This is a genomic window from Glycomyces tenuis DSM 44171, from assembly GCF_000427885.1.
Classification (GTDB): domain Bacteria; phylum Actinomycetota; class Actinomycetes; order Mycobacteriales; family Micromonosporaceae; genus Glycomyces; species Glycomyces tenuis.
Window position 1 is genome coordinate 360,154 of sequence record NZ_ATYW01000002.1, and the last position, 17,034, is coordinate 377,187.

The window sequence follows — 17,034 nt, forward strand, 5'->3', positions numbered from 1 at the left end:
CGTCTCGGCCTCAGCCCCGCTTCACCGGCGCGCTGAGCCGCAGGTCGCCGACGGAGCGGCCCGCTTCGACCGTCCACGTCCCCGGCACGGTCCGCCAGCCGCGCGCGGCCTCGTCCCACACCTGGAACGAGCGCTCCTCGAGCCGCACCGCGACCTCGACGGTCTCGCCGGGCTCGGCGGCGACCGCCGCGAAGCCCGCGAGCCGGTGCGCCTCGATGCCGCCGGGCACGTCCGCGTCCGCCTCGGGGGCCAGGTAGACCTGGACGACCTCGCGTCCGGCGCGGCCGCCGCCGTTGCGGACCCGCACCCGGACCGTGTCGCCCTCGACGCTCAGGTCCTCGTAGTCCCATTCGGTGTAGGACAGGCCGTGCCCGAACCAGTACGCCGGCTCGGCGCCGCCGCGCCGCTCCCAGGCGCGGTAGCCGATGAAGACGCCCTCCTCGTAGTGCAGTTCGCCCGCCTCGTTCGGCTCCACGCGGGTGACCGGGGCGTCGGCGAGGGTCTTCGGCCACGTCGTGGGCAGCCGCCCGCCGGGCTCGGCGCCGAGCAGCACCTCGGCCAGGGCGTGGCCGCCCTCCTGCCCGGGGAACCAGGTCAGCAGGATCGCCGCGACGTCGTCCCGCCAGGGCATCTCGACCGGGGAGCCGGAGTTGACGACCACGACGGTGTTCGGGTTGGCCGCGGCGACGGCGGCGACCAGTTCGTCCTGGCGGCCCGGCAGGCGCAGGTCCTTCCGGTCCCAGCCCTCGGATTCGGTCAGGGCGGTGGTGGAGACGACGACCACGGCCGCCTCGGCCTCGCGGGCGGCGGCGACGGCCTCGGCCAGGAGCAGGTCCTCGTCGGGGCGCGGCTCGGCGTGCATGAGGCCGAACATCACCGAGGGCGGGAAGCCCTCGGGGGAGGGGAGCGGCCGGAACGTCAGCCGCACCTCGATGGTCTGGCCCTGCTCGAGATGCGTGGTGCCGCGCGCGACGCCGGGTCCGAAGAAGGACTCGAACGGGTCGTCGGGGTTGACCGCGTAGTCGTCGTCGAACACGGTCCGGCCGTCGACGACGAGTTCGAGGCGCCCCGAGCCGCGGGTGCCGAAGGTGTGCTCGCCGGTGACGGTGGCGGTGTAGGTCCCTTCGAGGACGGCGTGGTCGAACTCGGCGTGGGTCATGCCGCCGGGGATGTAGCCCATCCATTTGACCTGGCCGCTCGCCAGCGGTTCGGGCGCCGGCCCGCTCCCGTCGGCGGCCACGGGCCGCACCTTGAGCTCGAAACCGTTCCCCGCGTGCGTGATCTGCTCGTACAGGTCGACGCCCCGCCGGTAGTCGACGCGGTCGCCGAGGGCGGCCCGGAGCCCGTCGAGCGGGGAGGCGACCCGTTCGGGGAAGACCGTGGCCGAGCCGCCGCCGAGGACGCGGGCCTCGGCCCCGGCGGGGCCGATGAGCGCGAGGCGGTGGACGACGTCGGCGGCGAGCGGCAGCATCGGCGCCTCGTCCCCGGCGGGGATGTCGTTCTTGACCAGGACGAAGGAGCGCCTGGCGATCTCGCGGAGGAACTCGCCGGCGTCCTCCGGTCCGGCGGCCGGTTCGGTGACGGCGGCCTCGACGCCGTCGAGCGCGCCGACGCGGGCGGCGAGTGTGAGCAGGCGCCGGACGGCGGCGTCGACGTCGGCCTCGGAGGCGCGCCCCTCGCGGACGGCCTCGGCCAGCGGCGGGCCGTAGACGGTGTCCGGGCCCGGCATGGCCAGGTCGAGGCCGGCTTCGACGTCCTCGACGGTGTGGCGGGCGGCGCTCCAGTCCGAGACGTTGAAGCCGTCGAAGCCGAACTCCTCGCGCAGGACGGCCATGAGCTCCTTGTGGGCGGTCATGGTGGCGCCGTTCACCGAGTTGTAGGCGGTCATGACCCCCCAGGGCCGCACGGACTCGGTGATCATCTCGAAGGGCCTGAGGTAGAGCTCGCGGAGGGTGCGCTCGTCGATGATGTTGTCGACGGTGAAGCGGTCGGTCTCGGCGTCGTTGGCGACGTAGTGCTTCATGGTGGTGCCGACGCCGCCTTCCTGGACGCCGGCGACGTAGGCCCGCGCGATGAGCCCGGTCAGGTGGGGGTCTTCGCTGAACGCCTCGAAGTGCCTGCCGCCCAAGGGGGAGCGGTGGAGGTTGATGGTGGGCGCGAGGAGGACGTGGACGGCCTTGCGGCGGGCCTCGGCGGCGAGGAGGTGCCCGATGCGGCGCACGAGGGCGGGGTCCCAGGAGGCGGCTTGCGCGGTGGGGCTGGGCAGCGCCAGCGAAGGGTCGGCGACGGTCCAGAACCGGCCGCGGACGCCGATGGGGCCGTCGGAGAGGGTCATCGAGCGCAGGCCGATCTCGGGGATCTCGATGACGCGCCACATGTCGAGGCCGGAGAGCAGGGCGGTCTTGGTGTCGAGGTCGAGCTTCGCGAGCGCGGTCTCGACGGCGTCGTGGTAGTCGGGGCGGTCGTCGGGAATGGTCCATTCGGCGTCGCTCATGCCGTTGCCTTTCCTGGTAGGTGCGAGTGTGGGCGCGGGTCGGTTGCCGGGGGCGGCCTGGCAGCGGGGTCGGTCGGTCCGCGGCGCCCTTCGTCGCCGCGTCCGGCCCGGCCCCGTGTGCGGCGTCGCTACAGACTCGTCGGTAGGTGATGTTACCGACTTGTTCTTAACTAGTCTGTAGGGCAACGATCCCGCCTACCGTCTGCGAGCCGCCGATGACCGCAATGCCCATATCGCCCAACGGAGTACGCCACGGTGCCCGAGGCCAGGCCCGCCGCGAGGAGATCCTCCGCGCCGCGATCGAGGTGATCGCCGAGCGCGGCTTCCGCGGCTCGAGCATCGCGGCCGTCGCCGAGAAGGTCGGCCTGACCCAGCAGGGGCTCCTCCACTACTTCCCGACCAAGGACGAGCTGCTCATCGCGGTGCTGCGGCAGCGCGACGAGTGGGACACCGGCGATTCGCCGGAGGCCGCGGGGAACGCCTGGACCGTGTCCAACCTCTCCACGCTCGTCGAGGCCAACGCGGCCCGCCCCGAGCTCATCCGCACCTTCTCTGCGCTGCTGGGCGAGTCGGTCACCGAGGACCACCCCGCGGGGGAGTACTTCCACGACCGCTACCGCGGCACCCGGGCGGACATGGAGGCGATCCTCCGCCGCGAATGGGGCGAGCGCCTCCCTTCGGGGCTCACCGCCGCCGAGGCCGCGCCGCTGCTGGTGGCCGTCATGGACGGCCTCCAGTTCCAGTGGCTGCACGAGCCCGATGCGGTCGACCTCGTCGCGTCCTTCCGCGCCTTCGTGGGGCTCCTCGGCCTCAGGGCCGCCGAATGAGCCTGCCCGCGCTGGCCGCGCTCGCCTGCCCCAACTGCGCCGGGCCGCTCGACCAGACCGAGCGGCGCCTCCACTGCCCCGAAGGGCATTCGTTCGACCTCGCCAAGCAGGGCTACGCGCCGCTGCTGGCCCCTGGCGCCAACACCACCACCGGCGACACGGCCGAGCAGGTCGCCGCGAGGGAGGAGTTCCTGTCCACAGGGGTGTTCGATCCGCTGATGGCGGCCGCCGCCCGGGCCGCGCTCACCGACGCTCCGGGCGTCGTCGTCGAACCCGGTTGCGGCACCGGCCACTACCTGGCCGCGGCCCTCGACGCCGACGAGGGGCGCGAAGGGATCGGCCTCGACACCTCCAAGTACGCGCTGCGGCGCACCGCGCGCAGAGTGCTGCGGCGAGCCGCCGGAACTCAGGGGCGGCTCGCCGCAGTGCTCGCCGACGCGTGGACCCGACTGCCGGTCCAGGACGCCGCCGCCGCCGCGGTCCTCAACGTCTTCGCTCCCCGCAACCCCGACGAGATCGCGCGGATCCTCCACCCGAGAGGACCGCTGGTGGTGCTGACCCCCCGGCAAGACCACCTGCGCGAACTCGTCGACGCCTTGGCGCTGTTGAGCGTCGACCCTGCGAAACCGCAGCGGACCGTCGATCAGCTCGGCGGGGCGTTCACCGCCGAGCGGACCGACGAGCTTCGTTATCCGATCGAACTGGGGCGCGAGGACACGCTGCGCCTGGTCGCCATGGGCCCCAGCGCCAGGCACCAGGACCCGCAGGCCCTGGCCGCGGCGGTGGACCGGCTGCCCTCGCCGGTCCGGGCCACGGTCTCGGCGACGGTCACCCGCTGGCGCAGGCGCGACCGAGACGTGTGACCGCCGCCCGCTGGCGCGGAAGCCGGCCGGGAAGAAGCCCCATGCCCCGGCCAGCCCCTCACCGCGCCACCGGACGGCGGTCAGTCCCCCGGATGGTTGCTCTTGTCCTCCTTTGTCATAGCCAGTACGGTACGGAGCATCACCTGTAAGCACCTGGAGATGAGTTCAGTGTTCGATCAGAAACGGGCCGCGGCGCTGTTCGCCGTCGCCGCGCTGCCGGCGCTCGCCGGCTGCGGCACCGGCGACGCGGGCGCCGAGGAGTCCAGCCCCCTCCCCGAAGACCCCGCCGTGGAGCAGCTCAGTGTCGAGGTCCTCGACACCTTCGACCATGACGCCGACGCCTTCACGCAGGGCCTCGAGCTGCGCGACGGCGTCTTCTACGAGAGCACCGGCCTGTACGGCTCCTCGGACGTCCGGACCGTCGACCCCGGCACCGGCGACGTCCTCGACTCCGAGGCGCTCCCCGACGACCAGTTCGGCGAGGGCCTGACCCTCACCGAGGACGCGGTCTGGCAGATCACCTGGCAGGAGGGCCTGGCCTACCAGCGGGACCCCGAGACGCTCGACGTCGTCGAGACCTTCGAGTACGAAGGTGAAGGCTGGGGCATCTGCTATGACGGCGAGCGCCTCGTCATGAGCGACGGCTCGTCCACATTGACGTTCCGTGACCCGGCGAGCTTCGAAGCGCTGGGCACCGTCGACGTCACCCTCGGCGGCGAGGCGGTCGACCAGATCAACGAGCTCGAATGCGCGGGCGGCCAGGTGTGGGCCAACGTCTGGCAGACCGACGAGATCGTCCGCATCGACCCGGCCACCGGCGAGGTCGGCGCCGTCGTCGACGCCTCGGGGCTGCTCACCGAGGACGAGGCGGCGTCGGCCGACGTGCTCAACGGCATCGCCGCCGCCGAGGAGGAGGGCACGTTCTACATCACCGGCAAACTCTGGCCCAAGCTGTTCCTCGTGCGTTTCGTCTGATCACGCCTCTTCCGAGCCGTCGGCATTACGAGACGTCCGCTCTGCCGCTACGTCCGTATTGCTTCCGTAGACGGCATAGGCCATGATGGCGTCATGGCCATCACACCCCTAGACCGATTGCTGGAATACAACATGCACCTCTTGAAGGATTCCGGGCACCCCCGCCTGTTCGCGGCCTGGTGGCACGACCTCATCACCGCCGCGGCCTCGGCCTGGTTCCTCGGCGGGCTCATCGCCGTCGTGCGGGCCGCCGAGGCCGACCGGACCGATTCGTTCTTCACCTGGTGGCACCTGGCCTTCTACACCGGTTTCGTCGCCGCCGCGGCGTGGATCGCCTACCTCCTGCTGCGGGCGCACCGCGCGGACGGCCGCACCGGCCTGGCGGCCGTCCCGCACGGCTACGGCCCCGCCGTGGTCGGCGTCCCGCTGTTCCTGGTCTCGCTCGTCGCGGACCTGATCTGGCACGCCGTCTTCGGCTCGCCCGGCTCGCTCGACCTCCTGTTCAGCCCCGCGCACCTCGGCCTGGCCGTCAGCGGCGTCCTCGTCGTCGCCGCGCCGTGGCTCTCGGCCTGGCGCCGCGACGCGCTCGGCGCCCAGCCCGAGGAGGTCGACGTCCACCTGCGCTTCGCCGCCCCGGCGCTGTCCCTGGGCTACGTCTTCGCCGCGGTGGTGCTGTTCGTGTCCTATGGGATCGCCTTCGCCTGGCGCCCGGCCGAAGTGGCGAGCGGCCTGGGCGAATCCGACGGCCCGGCCGGCTGGGCGGTGGCCGCGAGCGTCATGTTCACCACGCTCGCGGTGCTCGCCCTGGTGGTCGTCGCCTCCGGGCGCTTCCGGCTCCCGGTGGGCTTCTTCACGGTGGCCTTCGTCTTCCCGGCGCTCATGGCCGGCGCGAACGCGGGCTTCGAGAACGGCGGCTTCGTGGTCCTGTTCGTCCTCTCGGGCGCCCTGGCGGACCTGCTGACCTGGCTCGTGCGCCCGGACCTGCGCCGCCGCAAGGACCTGATCACCTTCGCCGCGGCCTGGTCGGTCCTGACGTGGCTGGCGTACATGATCATCACCAGGACCGTCGAGGGCGCCTGGCCCGCCGTCGAGATCACCACGGGGGCGCCGATCGCCGCGGCCCTGCTGGGGGCGGCGTTCATGCTGGTGATCCAGCCCGACCACCGCGAGGTGGCGCCGCCGCGCCCGAGCGAGCCGTCCCCGTTCGACGAGGTCATCGCCCGCGCGAAGGCGATGACGGCCAACCGGCCCGAGCAGAGCTGACGGGCCCGCACGGATCCGCCCCGGCGTCGTGCGGGCCCGCCCCGCCGTTCACCCGCGCAGCGCCGCGAGGCTCCCGGCCAGGAGCGGCTCGGTGATGAACTCCGAGTGGGTGCCCGCCTTGCGGCAGGCGAAGGCGCCCGCGACGCGGCCCGCGTCGATCTTGGCTTCGAGGCCGTCGCCGCGGCGCTCACCCCACAGGAAGCCCGAGACGAACGCGTCCCCGGCGCCGTTGGAGTCGACCGGCCGCCACGAGGCCCACTCGGGGACGGCCCCGCTCAGTTCGGCCACGGGGTCGATCGCCGTGTAGCGCTCGACAGTGCCGGCGCGTCCGAGGCCGCCGCGTTCGAGGACGTACCCGCCCCGCTCGCCGTCGGTGGCGATCACCAGCGAGGCGCGGCCGTTGTCCATGATCCAGCGCATCGCCTTCTCGGGGGCGCCGCCGAGCTTCGCCGCCGACAGGAACACGGTGTCGGCCCGCAGCGCGTACTCCTTGTGGTGCTCGGACTCGCCGTCCCAGGCGTGGAGGTCGGTCGAGACCGGGACGCCGTCGTCGAGGTCGCGCAGCATGCTCCGGGTGACGTTCGAGATCGAGATGTGGACGTGCGCCGCCTCTGCCAGGTGGGGGCCGTAGAAGTCGGCGGGCAGGCGCAGATCGCTGTGGTGCCGGTAGTCGTAGAAGGAGTAGCGGCGGCCCTCGTCGTCGACCAGGTTCACCGAACGCGAGGTGCCCTCCGGCGAGATCAGGTGGCGGAAGTCCAGGCCCTCCCGCTCGTAGCGGTCGAGGATCATCTCGCCCTGCGTGTCCTCGCCGATGAAGTCGATGAACCGCGTCGTCAGGCCCAGGTGCAGGCAACCGAGCGAGACCCCGTTGCCGGTGTGGGCCACGTAGTCGTGGATCGGCTCCACGCCGAGGTTGTCGCCCTCGCCGATCGCGATCTCGGGGACGCGGACGATCGTGTCGACGCCGACGCCGCCGGCCACGAGGATATCGAGCATGTTCTTGCTCCTATTGACATCGTCTTGCAATTTTTTGGAATCTATTGCGCTGGGTAACCCTAAGGCCCGGCATGTCAGAAAATCAAGGCCCATTCAACAGCAAGGAGCGCCACCATGGTCAACCTGGCCGTCATCCACTACTCCCAGACCGGCAACGTCCACCGGATGGCGAAGGCCGCCGCCGAGGAGGCCGAGGCCGCCGGCGCCGCGGTCCGGCTCCGCAAGGTCGCCGAGAACGCCCCGCCCGAGGCGATCCGGTCCAATCCCGACTGGGTCGCCCACCGCGAGGCCGTCGCCGACCTGGAGGAGGCCGAGATCGACGACCTCGAATGGGCCGACGCGGTCATGTGGGGCACGCCGACCCGCTACGGCGTCCCCTGCTCGCAGATCAGGCAGTTCGTCGACCAGACCGGCGGGCTGTGGCAGCGGGGCGGTCTGGTCAACAAGGTGATGTCGACGTTCGTGTCGACCCAGACCAGCCACGGCGGCCAGGAGACGACGATCCTGACGATGAACAACACCTTCTACCACTGGGGCGCGATCGTCGTCGGCATCGGCTACACCGATCCGGCGATGTTCGAACTCGAACTGGGCAATCCCTACGGCGCCAGCCATATCGCCAACGCCGGACCGGTGAACGAGAAGAACCGGCAGGAGCTGCGGATCCAGGTGCGGCGGGTGCTGGAGATCGCCGCGAAGATCAAAGGGGAGTGAGAGCACAGCGGAGTGAGAACGGCCGGGCCCGGCGAACGCCGGGCCCGGCCCCTTTCTGTCCCCCCCCCCGCATCGCGGCGGGTGGTCTCCGCGCCTATGCGGCCGCGCCGCTCTCGGCCGCCGAGCAGCGGATCGCGTAGGCCGCCGTCGCCGCCGCCAGCGCCGGCCCCCAGACCGGGAACGGGAACAGCAGCAGAAACTCCGGCTCCCCCTCCCGCACGGCCATGATCGGGAACGAGATCCCCGCGAGCGTGAACAGGTAGGCCACCACGCCCGCCGGGACGATCGCCACCCGAGGCGGCACCGGACGGCCCCGCAGCCGCGGCACCCAGTACGGCCACCGCTCGCCCCACCGCCGGACCAGCCCGAGGCACAGCACGCCGCCCGCCAGGCAGGCGAAACCCAGCAGCAGGCCCCACAGCCGCACGTCCGGGTTCGCGGCCAGTTCCTCGGCGTCCAGCAGGTACGGCCACGGCGTCAGCCACGTCAGCCGCGTCAGCCCGTACGGCAGCGAGCAGGCGAAGGCCGTGTACGCGGCCGCCTTGCCCCACTTCGCCGCCCGCTCAGGCGAGGTCCACGGCCCTCGCGGCCGCTCGACCCCGCGCCGGCGCAGCAGCTCGACGGTCACGGCGGCCCAGCAGGCCCCGCCGACGGCCGACCACACCTCGGTCAGCGGGTAGACGCCCAGGTCGACCAGGCCGCCCCCGAGCTCGTCCAGCAGATCGGCCAGCGTCGACGGATCCAGCGTGCCCTGCACCGCCAGCGCGCCGATCCCGGCGAGCACGAGCACGGCCGCAGCCACGCGCCAGCCCGCGCCCCGCGCCGAGAGGACCGGCCCGGCGATGAGCGCCGCGGGCATCAGGAACGCCGAGAGGTATCCGGCCATGATCAGCAGCGTCAACGTCGGCACCAGCAGCGCGAACACCACGGCGTAGGCGGCGGTCAGCGGCCACAGCCGCGGCTTGGCGCGCGCCAGCAGGAGACCGCCGACGCCTGCGGCCAGAAGCAGCGACGGGGCCAGCGCGTCGGGGAAGGCCTCGGGGAACGCGATCGCTTGGCGCTCAGTGGGATTGGTGAACGGGCCCGCTCCGGGCGAGGCGAGCTGCCACAGCGCGAGCGGGAGAGCGGTGAGCGACCACAGGAAGGCGGCGAGGAACGCCGTCCTCCCGGTCGCCGGTGCGTGGGCGGTTGTCGTCATGACCCCAGCGTCGGCGAGACGGCCTCCCGCGGCTTCCCTCCGGCGGGCGGGCGGCCTCCCCCCGCCGGGGGAGAGCCGCCCCGCCCCCCCCGGATGGAACACCGGATGCCATCGCGTGAAACGAAGTTGAAATACGCGCATCGAAAAGGTCACGGAGCCATCACATATCGGGCCGGGTGTGGTCACGGCGCCTAGCGCCCACATCCCGGCTGCCATATGGTGTAACTCACATCACGTCAACCTCCACTCATCCGACGGACCCCATCTCGAACACAACCTAGGAGAAGCCATGTCTCGCTTTCCTCGGGCATTGCTGGCTGTGGCGACCGCGAGCGTCACCGCGCTCGCCCTCGCCTCATGCGGCGACGAAGCATCAGAAGGCTCTGACTGCGGCATGAAGATCGGCACGATCCTGCCGCAGACCGGTTCACTCGCCTTCCTCGGCCCACCCGAATTCGCCGGAGTCGACCTCGCCATCGAGGAGATCAACGAGGCCGGAGGCGTCCTCGACGAATGCGTCGACGTCCTCCACGAGGACTCGGGCGACACCTCCACCGACATCGCCAGCCAGTCCGCCGACTCGCTGATCGCGCAGGACGTCGACGCCATCATCGGCGCCGCCTCCTCGGGCGTGTCGTTCCAGTTCATCGACAAGCTCTACGAAGAGGGCATCGTCCAGATCTCCCCGGCGAACACCTCCCCGGACTTCACCACCTACGAGCGCGGCGACTACTTCTTCCGCACCGCCCCCTCCGACGTCCTCCAAGGCCGCGTCCTCGCCGACCAGATCATCGCCGACGGCCACGCCTCGGTCGCGATCCTCGCCCTCCAGGACGCCTACGGCACCGGCCTGGCCGACGCCGTCGAGGAGAACATCACCGCCTTCGGCGGCGAAGTGGTCATGAAGACCATCTACGACCCCAACGCCTCCGAGTTCTCCGCCGAGGTCTCCGAACTGGCCGCGGCCGACGCCGACGCGGTCGTGCTCATCACCTTCAACGAGTTCACCAACCTCGCACCCGAACTCGTCGAGTCCAACCTCGGACCGCAGGACCTCGGCTGGTACATGGTCGACGGCAACCTCTCCAACTACGGCGACCAGTTCCCCGAGGGCATGCTCGAGGGCACCAGGGGCACCTTCCCCGGCGCCGACCCGGCGAGCATCCAGGAGCGCCTGCTCGAGATCGACCCCGAACTGGTCGACTACACCTACGCCCCCGAGTCCTACGATGCGACCATCCTGCTGGCGCTCGCCGCCGCCGCCGGAGACTCCTACGACTCCGAGACCATCAAGGACAACCTCGTCGACGTCAGCCGCGAAGGCACCGAGTGCACCAGCTACGCCGACTGCCTGGAACTGATAGAGAACGACGAGGACATCGACTACAACGGCGCCTCGGGCCCGATCGAGTTCTCCCCGGAGGGCGACATCACCGCCGCCACCATCGGCATCTACGAGTACGGACCCGACAACACCTACGAGAACATCGACTACCGCTTCCAGACCCTGGAGGAGTAGCCGACCGCGGGGCGGCCCCGAGGGCCGCCCCCGACCGCATCGAGACCCGCCTCCCGCACGAAGCCGCCCCGGCCCGGCCGAAACCGGACCGGGGCGGCATCTCGTCCCGGAGGCGTTCCCCGCTAGCGGGTCCTGCCCAGTGTGCCGAGGTACAGCTCGACGACCTTCGGATCGTCGATCAGCCTCGCCCCCGGCCCGGTGTACGCGCTCCGCCCCTGGTCCAGGACGTAGCCGCGGTCGCAGATCTGCAGGCACCGGCGGGCGTTCTGCTCGACCATGACCACTGTGACGCCGGTGGCGTTGATCTGCTTGGTGTTGAAGAAGACCTCGTCCTGCATCGTCGGCGACAACCCGGCGGAAGGCTCGTCCAGCAGCAGCACCGACGGCTCCATCATCAACGCCCGGCCCATCGCCACCATCTGCCGCTCGCCGCCCGACAGCGACCCGGCCCGCTGGGCCCGCCGCTCGGCCAGCATCGGGAACAGCTCGGCGACGAAGTCGAACCGCTCCTTGAACTTCTCAGGGCGCAGGAACACGCCCATCTCGAGGTTCTCGTGGACGGTCAGCGACGGGAACACGTTGTTCGACTGCGGCACGAAGCCCACCCCCCGCGGCACCAACTGGTGCGCCTTGTGGTTCGTGATCTCCTCGCCCCGCAGCGTCACCGTCCCCGAACGCACCCCCACGAGCCCGAAGATCGCCTTCAGCAATGTGGACTTCCCCGCCCCGTTCGGGCCGATGATCCCCACCAGCTCGCCCTCGTCGGCGTACAGGTCCGTCCCGTTCAGGATCGACACGCCGGGGATGTACCCGGCGACGATCTCGTCGGCGCGCAGCAGCGCCTCACCGGCGGCGGCGACGTGCCCCTCGCGGCTGCACACCTCCATCGCCGACTCCTCCGGCACCGGCGCGTCGGGCTCGGCCACGAACACCGGCGGCTTCGCCTCCGCATCGGACCGGGCCGCCTCGGCAGCGGCCGCCTCCGGCTCGGGCACGGCCTCCGCCGAAGCGTCGGCGCCGCCCTTGTTGATCTCCTCATCGGACATGCCACGCCTCCCTAATGCGCCGCGCCGTCGTGATGCGCCCCGAGGTAGGCGTCGATCACGCGCGGATCGGACGAGATCTGATCGGGAGTGCCCTCGGTGATGACCTGACCGGCCGCCATGACGACGACCCAGTCGGCGATCTCGTGGATCATGTCCATGTCGTGCTCCACGAACAGCACCGTCATCCCCTCCTCGCGCAGCTCCTTGATGTGCTCCAGCAGCGACTGCTTCAAGGCCGGGTTGACGCCCGCCATCGGCTCGTCGAGCATGACCATCTTGGGCTCCAGCATCAGCGCCCGCGCCATCTCCAGCAGCTTGCGCTGCCCGCCGGACAGCTCGCCGGCGTAATCGTGGCACTTGTCCGCCAGGTTGAACCGCTCCAGCAGCCGCAGGGCCTTGGCCCTGTTGCCCACCTCCTGGCCCCGCCACATGCCGTGTATCAGCCCGGCCCACAGCCGCTCGCCGAGCTGATCGGGCGCGGCGATGAGCATGTTGTCCAGGACGGTCATCCTCGTGAGCGCCTTCGTGAGCTGGAAGGTCCGCACCATCCCGGCCTGCGCCATCTGGTAGGACCGCAGCCGCTTCGCCGAGCGCCCGTCGAACTCCCACGTGCCCCTGCTCGGCCGGTCGAAACCGGTGAGCAGATTGAACAGCGTGGTCTTCCCGGCGCCGTTCGGCCCGATGAGCGCGGTGATCGTACCGCGCTGGACCTCCAGGTGCTCGACGTCGACGGCCACCAGGCCGCCGAAGGCCCGCCGGACGCCCGTCGCGGACAGGATCGGATCCGGTTTGGCCACGCCCGGCTCGGGTGCGACGTCGGCCAGCGCCTCCAGCGCGGCCTGGTGCGCCTCGCGGAACACGGCCTCCTCGCGCTCGGTCTCGCTATCTGACATCGAGCATCAGCTCCCTTCGGTTGCCGAGGATGCCCTGCGGCCGGTAGATCAGCAGCAGCACCATGCCGAGGCCCAGCAGGAAGAACACGAGCGGGCCCACCTGAATGCTGGACAGGGCGCCGGCCGGGATCAGCTCGGCGCGGATGGCCTGGTTGAGCGTCTGCGAGAGCAGGTTGTAGAGGAACCAGAACAGCGCCGCCCCCAGCACCGGCCCGAACAGCCGCGCCGCCCCGCCGAGGATCAGCACCACGTAGAAGTAGAACGTGAAGTCGGTGCTGAACGTGTCGGGCTGGACGTTGGCGCGGCTCAGCGCGAAGACGAAGCCGGCCGTGGCGCCGATGAGGCCGCCGATGACCAGTGCCTGCATCTTGTAGGCGAAGACGTTCTTGCCGAGGCTGCGCACGGCCTCCTCGTCCTCCCTGATGCCCTTGAGGACCCGGCCCCACGGGCTGTGCACGAGCAGGCCGAGCACGACCAGGAAGACCGCGATCAGCGCCCAGCCGACCGTCATGATCCACAGGTCCCGGTCGGAATACTGGAAGTCGACGATCCCGAGGTCGACGGTGAGCCGCCCGTTCTCCATGGAGACGAAGGCGAACGACCAGTTCGCGTCGTCGCTGTAGGGGCTCATCGCGAAGAACGGCTCGCTGAAGCCGCGTATGCCGTCCGAGCCGCCGGTGTGCTCGGACCAGACGGTCGAGCGCGCCAGCCGCCGCACGATCTCCGCGGCGGCGATGGTGACGATCGCCAGGTAGTCGGCCCGCAGCCGCAGTGTGGGGATGCCGAGCAGCAGCGCCATCGCCACCGCGGCGAGGAGCCCGACGGCGATGCCCCACCAGAACGGCAGTCCGGCCGCGACCACGGTGAGCGCGAGGCCGTAGGCCCCCATGGCCGCGAAGGCCGCCTGGCCGAAGTTGAGCAGCCCGGTGTACCCGAACTGGACGTTGAGCCCGATCGCCGCGATCGCGTAGATGAGCATGGTCGGGCCGATAGCCTGTGTGAGCGCCTGACTGAAGACGAAGTGCCAATCCATTGCAGTCTCCTAACCTCAGCCGATCCGCTCACGGCGGCCCAGGATGCCCTGCGGCCGAGTCAGCATGACGACGATGAGCACGGCCAACGCCCCGACGTACTTCAGCTCGGGGGAGACCACCAACGTGGACATCTGCACGAAGACGCCGATCAGCATGGCCCCGATGAAGGCCCCGAAGGCCGTGCCGAGACCGCCCAGCACCACCGCCGCGAACACCAGCAGCAGCAGATGCTGACCCATGTCGAACTTCACGCCGTCGTTGATCGACAGGAACACGCCCGCCATCGCCGCCAGCGCGCCACCGATCGTCCACACAAGACGAATGACCTTGTTCACGTCGATGCCGGTCGCCGCCGCCAGCGAGGGGTTGTCGGCCACCGCGCGGGTCGCCTTGCCCAAACGCGTGAACACGAGCGCGGCGCCGATCGCCGAGCACACCAGCGCCGCGATCAGACCCGTGTAGACCTCCTTGGGCGCGATCACCAGCCACCCGAAGTCCCACGGCTCCTGCCCGACGTACTCGTCGTAGCGCTTCCGCTCGCCGCCGACGAAGAACAGCGTCGCGAAGCGGATCAGCATCGCGACACCGATCGAGATGATCATCATCGAGATCAGACCCGTGCCGCGACCGCGCAGACGACTCCACAGACCCCAGTCCTGGAGCCAGCCGAACAGCGCCCCCGCGACGACGGCGCCGATGACGGCCACCCACACCGGAAGCCCGAAGGTGATGTTGACCAGCAGGGCCATGACACCGCCGAAGGTGACCAGGTCACCGTGGGAGAAGTTGGTCAGCCCCGTGGTGCCGAAGACCATCGACAGGCCGACCGCGGCCAGCGCGATCATCAGACCGAAGTGGATGCCGCTGAACAGCAGGCTCACCGCCCGCTTCGCGCCGCCGGTGCCCTCGAGCTCCGGATCGATCTCCTCTTCGGCCTCGTCGCCGCCGACCGGCCCCTCGGTCTCCTCCTCGGTCTCCTCTCCGCCCTCGTCGCCGCTCGGCGACTCGCTCTCCGGCGGTTGGGCATCGGGGTCGAGCTGCGTGTCCAGCGGGAACAGGACCGTCCGGACCGACGACTGGACCTCCAACTCCAACTGCGGCCGGGCGTTGCGCACCAGCAGGCCGGCGGGGAGCGTCGACTCGTCGAGCGTGACGATGTACGTGCCGGGCGCGTCCAAGGGCACCTCCCAGGTGCCGTCCTCCGCGCTGGTGACCGTGGCGATCTCGGTGCCCCCGGCGTCGGTGACGGTGATCTCGACGTCGGCGACCGGGTTGTCGTCCTGGTCCGTGAGGGTGCCCTTGAAGCCGGGTTCCTCCTGCGCGTGGGCGGTGCTGCTCACCCCCAGCCCCAGCAACAGGCCGGCCAGCGCAGCCGACAGCAACAGCATTGCTCGTCTCAATGGGCCCCCTCGGAGGTTCGGGCACCGAGGGGTGTCATGCAGGGTTCGAGAAACACCCAACGATGCGAGTGAGCCGAATCTTAGGGAGATCCGGGCCACAGTCACACCTCTCGTTATGAAACCGTTGCCAAAGTGGCGCAGATGTTATCGGCGAGCCTGCGAAAACGTCCGGGCCGTGCCACAACGATGTTTCGAGATCGTCAGATGTCGATGAACACCGCGAGACGCCCGCCGCGCCGCCCGGCGACCGGCGGTGCGGCCCGCGAACCCCGCCGTGCCCCTCGGAACGCCGCCGAAGCCGAAGGTGTGAGAAGATATTGGCTGCCTGGGGTGGTAGCTCAGCTGGTTAGAAGCAAACGACTCATAATCGTTAGGTCGCGGGTTCAAGTCCCGCCCACCCTACGGCCGAGGCCCTGCGTCAGCAGGGCCTCTTTCCGCTTCTGCCTAGGTTCGTTCGGTGGGGGCTGTTGATCGGGGCGGCTGCCGCCGAAGATCGCTAGGTGTCTTTGTAGACCTTGCTGCGGTGGCCGACCGCGACCACCAAGACGACGAGTTGCCCGTCCTCGATTTTGTAGACGATGCGCCAATCGCCTACCCGGACGCGCCACCGGTCCGAGCTGCCTTTGAGTTTTTTCACGCCGGTGGGACGGGGCTCCCCTTCCAGCTTGGCGATGGCGAGCAGGATGCGTCGCCGTACTGCCTTGTCGAGCTTTTTCAGCTGCTTGTCGGCTTCATCGGTGAAGACGACGCGGTAATGCTCCTCGGTCACGCGGCTTCCTCGCCGAACTCTTCGGCGTACTCGGCCAGCACCTGGGACAGCGGTTTGTGGGGCGTATTGCCCTGGCCGGCCTCGGCCTGGTCGGCGAGCTGCATCAGGTAGGTGTCTTCGGCCTCTTCGAGCAGGTCGGCGTCATCAGCGGGCACCACAGCGGCGATTCGCTTGCCGGCACGGGTGATGAAGGTGCGCGTGCCTGAGTAAGTCGCCTCGTTGAGTACATCGGCCAGATGAGCGCGAAGCTCGCTCACTGGAATCTCGTTCACCGCATCAGTCATGTTGTAACGGTACCATCTGTACGTTTGGTACTTCAATCTGTTATCGTTTACGGACGTAAATACGCTTATGCCGGTTTTCGCTGCTGCGTTGAGTTCAGGAAGGTGGACAGCAGGTCTCCCGTCCGCAGGGCTGACCAGAAGTGATATCAGCGCCGAGCAGTCTGCGAAAATAAGGCTCCTCCAGCCGTGGCAAAGGGCGGATGGCGGCGCAGCACCACTCGAAGGAGAGCCAGGCCCGGGAGGACATGCTCCAGAAGGCCACCACGCGGTTGGTCGAGGAGTACGACACGATCTGCATCGAGGATCTCCATATCGCGGGGCTGATGAAGAACCGCAGGATCGCGCGCCACATCGTCCGTATGGGTTGGCATCGGTTCCGGAGACTGCTCGAGATCAAGTGCGAGCGGGCCGGGAAGCGGCTCGCGGTGGTCGACCGCTGGGAGCCGACCAGTAAGCGGTGCTCGAATCCGGGATGTGGATTCGTGCTCGATGAACTTCGCCTGGAGGTCCGCAAGTGGGCCTGTCCGGGCTGCGGTGCCCGGCATGACCGGGATGTCAACGCCGCGAAGAACATTCTTGCCGCTGGGCTGGCGGTGTCGGCCGAGGAACAGGATCCGGCAGCAACGGAAGCGCTGCCGGATCCTGCGGTCGACAAGGCCTGTGGAGCCTGTGTAAGACCTCGGGGGCTCTCACCTCCGAGGCAACGGGCTGCGAAGCAGGAAACCATTCTCAGTGATGAGGTGAATCTGCTCTGAGAGT

16 protein-coding genes and 1 tRNA gene are annotated in these 17,034 nt (G+C 70.0%); 8 read left to right on the forward strand and 9 right to left on the reverse strand.

Going from position 1 to position 17,034, the window contains the following annotated elements:
* Positions 1-10: 10 nt before the first annotated feature.
* Positions 11-2,494: a glycoside hydrolase family 3 protein gene (locus YWW_RS0104285; RefSeq protein ID WP_026929127.1), complete on the reverse strand. Its 2,484-nt coding sequence runs from the start codon at positions 2,492-2,494 to the stop codon at positions 11-13.
* Between the two features lie 224 nt (positions 2,495-2,718).
* On the opposite strand from YWW_RS0104285, the gene YWW_RS0104290 reads away from it, so the two are divergent.
* From YWW_RS0104290 to YWW_RS0104305, 4 genes are all read left to right on the forward strand, one after another.
* Positions 2,719-3,321, forward strand: a complete 603-nt coding sequence (locus tag YWW_RS0104290; protein WP_035697094.1) for a TetR/AcrR family transcriptional regulator — start codon at positions 2,719-2,721, stop codon at positions 3,319-3,321.
* Positions 3,318-4,184: a putative RNA methyltransferase gene (locus YWW_RS0104295; RefSeq protein WP_026929129.1), complete on the forward strand. Its 867-nt coding sequence runs from the start codon at positions 3,318-3,320 to the stop codon at positions 4,182-4,184. Before YWW_RS0104290 ends, YWW_RS0104295 begins: the two co-directional genes overlap by 4 nt.
* Positions 4,185-4,352: 168 nt before the next feature.
* Entirely contained in the window at positions 4,353-5,159 is an 807-nt protein-coding gene (locus YWW_RS0104300) for a glutaminyl-peptide cyclotransferase (RefSeq protein WP_211228418.1), read from the forward strand.
* Between the two features lie 93 nt (positions 5,160-5,252).
* Entirely contained in the window at positions 5,253-6,422 is a 1,170-nt protein-coding gene (locus tag YWW_RS0104305; protein ID WP_155829904.1) for a hypothetical protein, read from the forward strand.
* A gap of 48 nt (positions 6,423-6,470) precedes the next feature.
* On the opposite strand, the gene YWW_RS0104310 is transcribed toward YWW_RS0104305, so the two are convergent.
* A complete protein-coding gene (locus YWW_RS0104310) occupies positions 6,471-7,418 on the reverse strand; it encodes a carbohydrate kinase family protein (RefSeq protein WP_026929132.1) in 948 nt (315 codons plus the stop codon).
* 114 nt (positions 7,419-7,532) lie between these two features.
* On the opposite strand from YWW_RS0104310, the gene wrbA reads away from it, so the two are divergent.
* Complete coding sequence (gene wrbA / locus YWW_RS0104315; RefSeq protein WP_026929133.1) at positions 7,533-8,132, forward strand: NAD(P)H:quinone oxidoreductase; 600 nt, start codon at positions 7,533-7,535, stop codon at positions 8,130-8,132.
* Between the two features lie 94 nt (positions 8,133-8,226).
* On the opposite strand, the gene YWW_RS33740 is transcribed toward wrbA, so the two are convergent.
* On the reverse strand, positions 8,227-9,330 hold the full coding sequence (locus tag YWW_RS33740; protein WP_026929134.1) for a hypothetical protein: 1,104 nt from the start codon (positions 9,328-9,330) through the stop codon (positions 8,227-8,229).
* Positions 9,331-9,619: 289 nt separating this feature from the next.
* Here YWW_RS33740 and YWW_RS28290 point away from each other — a divergent pair, with 289 nt between their 5' ends.
* On the forward strand, positions 9,620-10,849 hold the full coding sequence (locus YWW_RS28290; RefSeq protein ID WP_035697090.1) for an ABC transporter substrate-binding protein: 1,230 nt from the start codon (positions 9,620-9,622) through the stop codon (positions 10,847-10,849).
* Positions 10,850-10,971: 122 nt separating this feature from the next.
* Here YWW_RS28290 and YWW_RS0104330 read toward each other — a convergent pair whose 3' ends face one another.
* The 4 genes from YWW_RS0104330 to YWW_RS0104345 all read right to left on the reverse strand — a co-directional run bounded on the left by YWW_RS0104330 (position 10,972) and on the right by YWW_RS0104345 (position 15,210).
* Positions 10,972-11,736, reverse strand: coding sequence for an ATP-binding cassette domain-containing protein (locus YWW_RS0104330; RefSeq protein ID WP_035697262.1), 765 nt, complete (start codon positions 11,734-11,736; stop codon positions 10,972-10,974).
* A 170-nt stretch (positions 11,737-11,906) separates the two neighbouring features.
* Positions 11,907-12,788 carry an ABC transporter ATP-binding protein gene (locus tag YWW_RS0104335; RefSeq protein WP_211228419.1) on the reverse strand — a complete coding sequence of 294 codons (882 nt, stop codon included), beginning with the start codon at positions 12,786-12,788 and terminating at the stop codon, positions 11,907-11,909.
* Positions 12,778-13,821, reverse strand: a complete 1,044-nt coding sequence (locus YWW_RS0104340) for a branched-chain amino acid ABC transporter permease (RefSeq protein WP_026929137.1) — start codon at positions 13,819-13,821, stop codon at positions 12,778-12,780. Before YWW_RS0104340 ends, YWW_RS0104335 begins: the two co-directional genes overlap by 11 nt.
* A 15-nt stretch (positions 13,822-13,836) precedes the next feature.
* Entirely contained in the window at positions 13,837-15,210 is a 1,374-nt protein-coding gene (locus tag YWW_RS0104345; protein WP_026929138.1) for a branched-chain amino acid ABC transporter permease, read from the reverse strand.
* A 339-nt stretch (positions 15,211-15,549) separates the two neighbouring features.
* Here YWW_RS0104345 and YWW_RS0104350 point away from each other — a divergent pair.
* Positions 15,550-15,624: transfer RNA gene (locus YWW_RS0104350), tRNA-Ile, on the forward strand.
* A gap of 94 nt (positions 15,625-15,718) precedes the next feature.
* Here the strand turns inward: YWW_RS0104350 and YWW_RS0104355 are convergent.
* Together YWW_RS0104355 and YWW_RS0104360 are read right to left on the reverse strand one after the other, a co-directional pair.
* Positions 15,719-15,991, reverse strand: coding sequence for a type II toxin-antitoxin system RelE family toxin (locus YWW_RS0104355; protein WP_026929139.1), 273 nt, complete (start codon positions 15,989-15,991; stop codon positions 15,719-15,721).
* A complete protein-coding gene (locus tag YWW_RS0104360; RefSeq protein WP_026929140.1) occupies positions 15,988-16,275 on the reverse strand; it encodes a type II toxin-antitoxin system Phd/YefM family antitoxin in 288 nt (95 codons plus the stop codon). The genes YWW_RS0104355 and YWW_RS0104360 overlap by 4 nt, the downstream gene beginning before the upstream one ends.
* 200 nt (positions 16,276-16,475) lie before the next feature.
* On the opposite strand from YWW_RS0104360, the gene YWW_RS28295 reads away from it, so the two are divergent.
* Positions 16,476-17,030: an RNA-guided endonuclease InsQ/TnpB family protein gene (locus YWW_RS28295; protein ID WP_051325362.1), complete on the forward strand. Its 555-nt coding sequence runs from the start codon at positions 16,476-16,478 to the stop codon at positions 17,028-17,030.
* Positions 17,031-17,034: the final 4 nt, after the last annotated feature.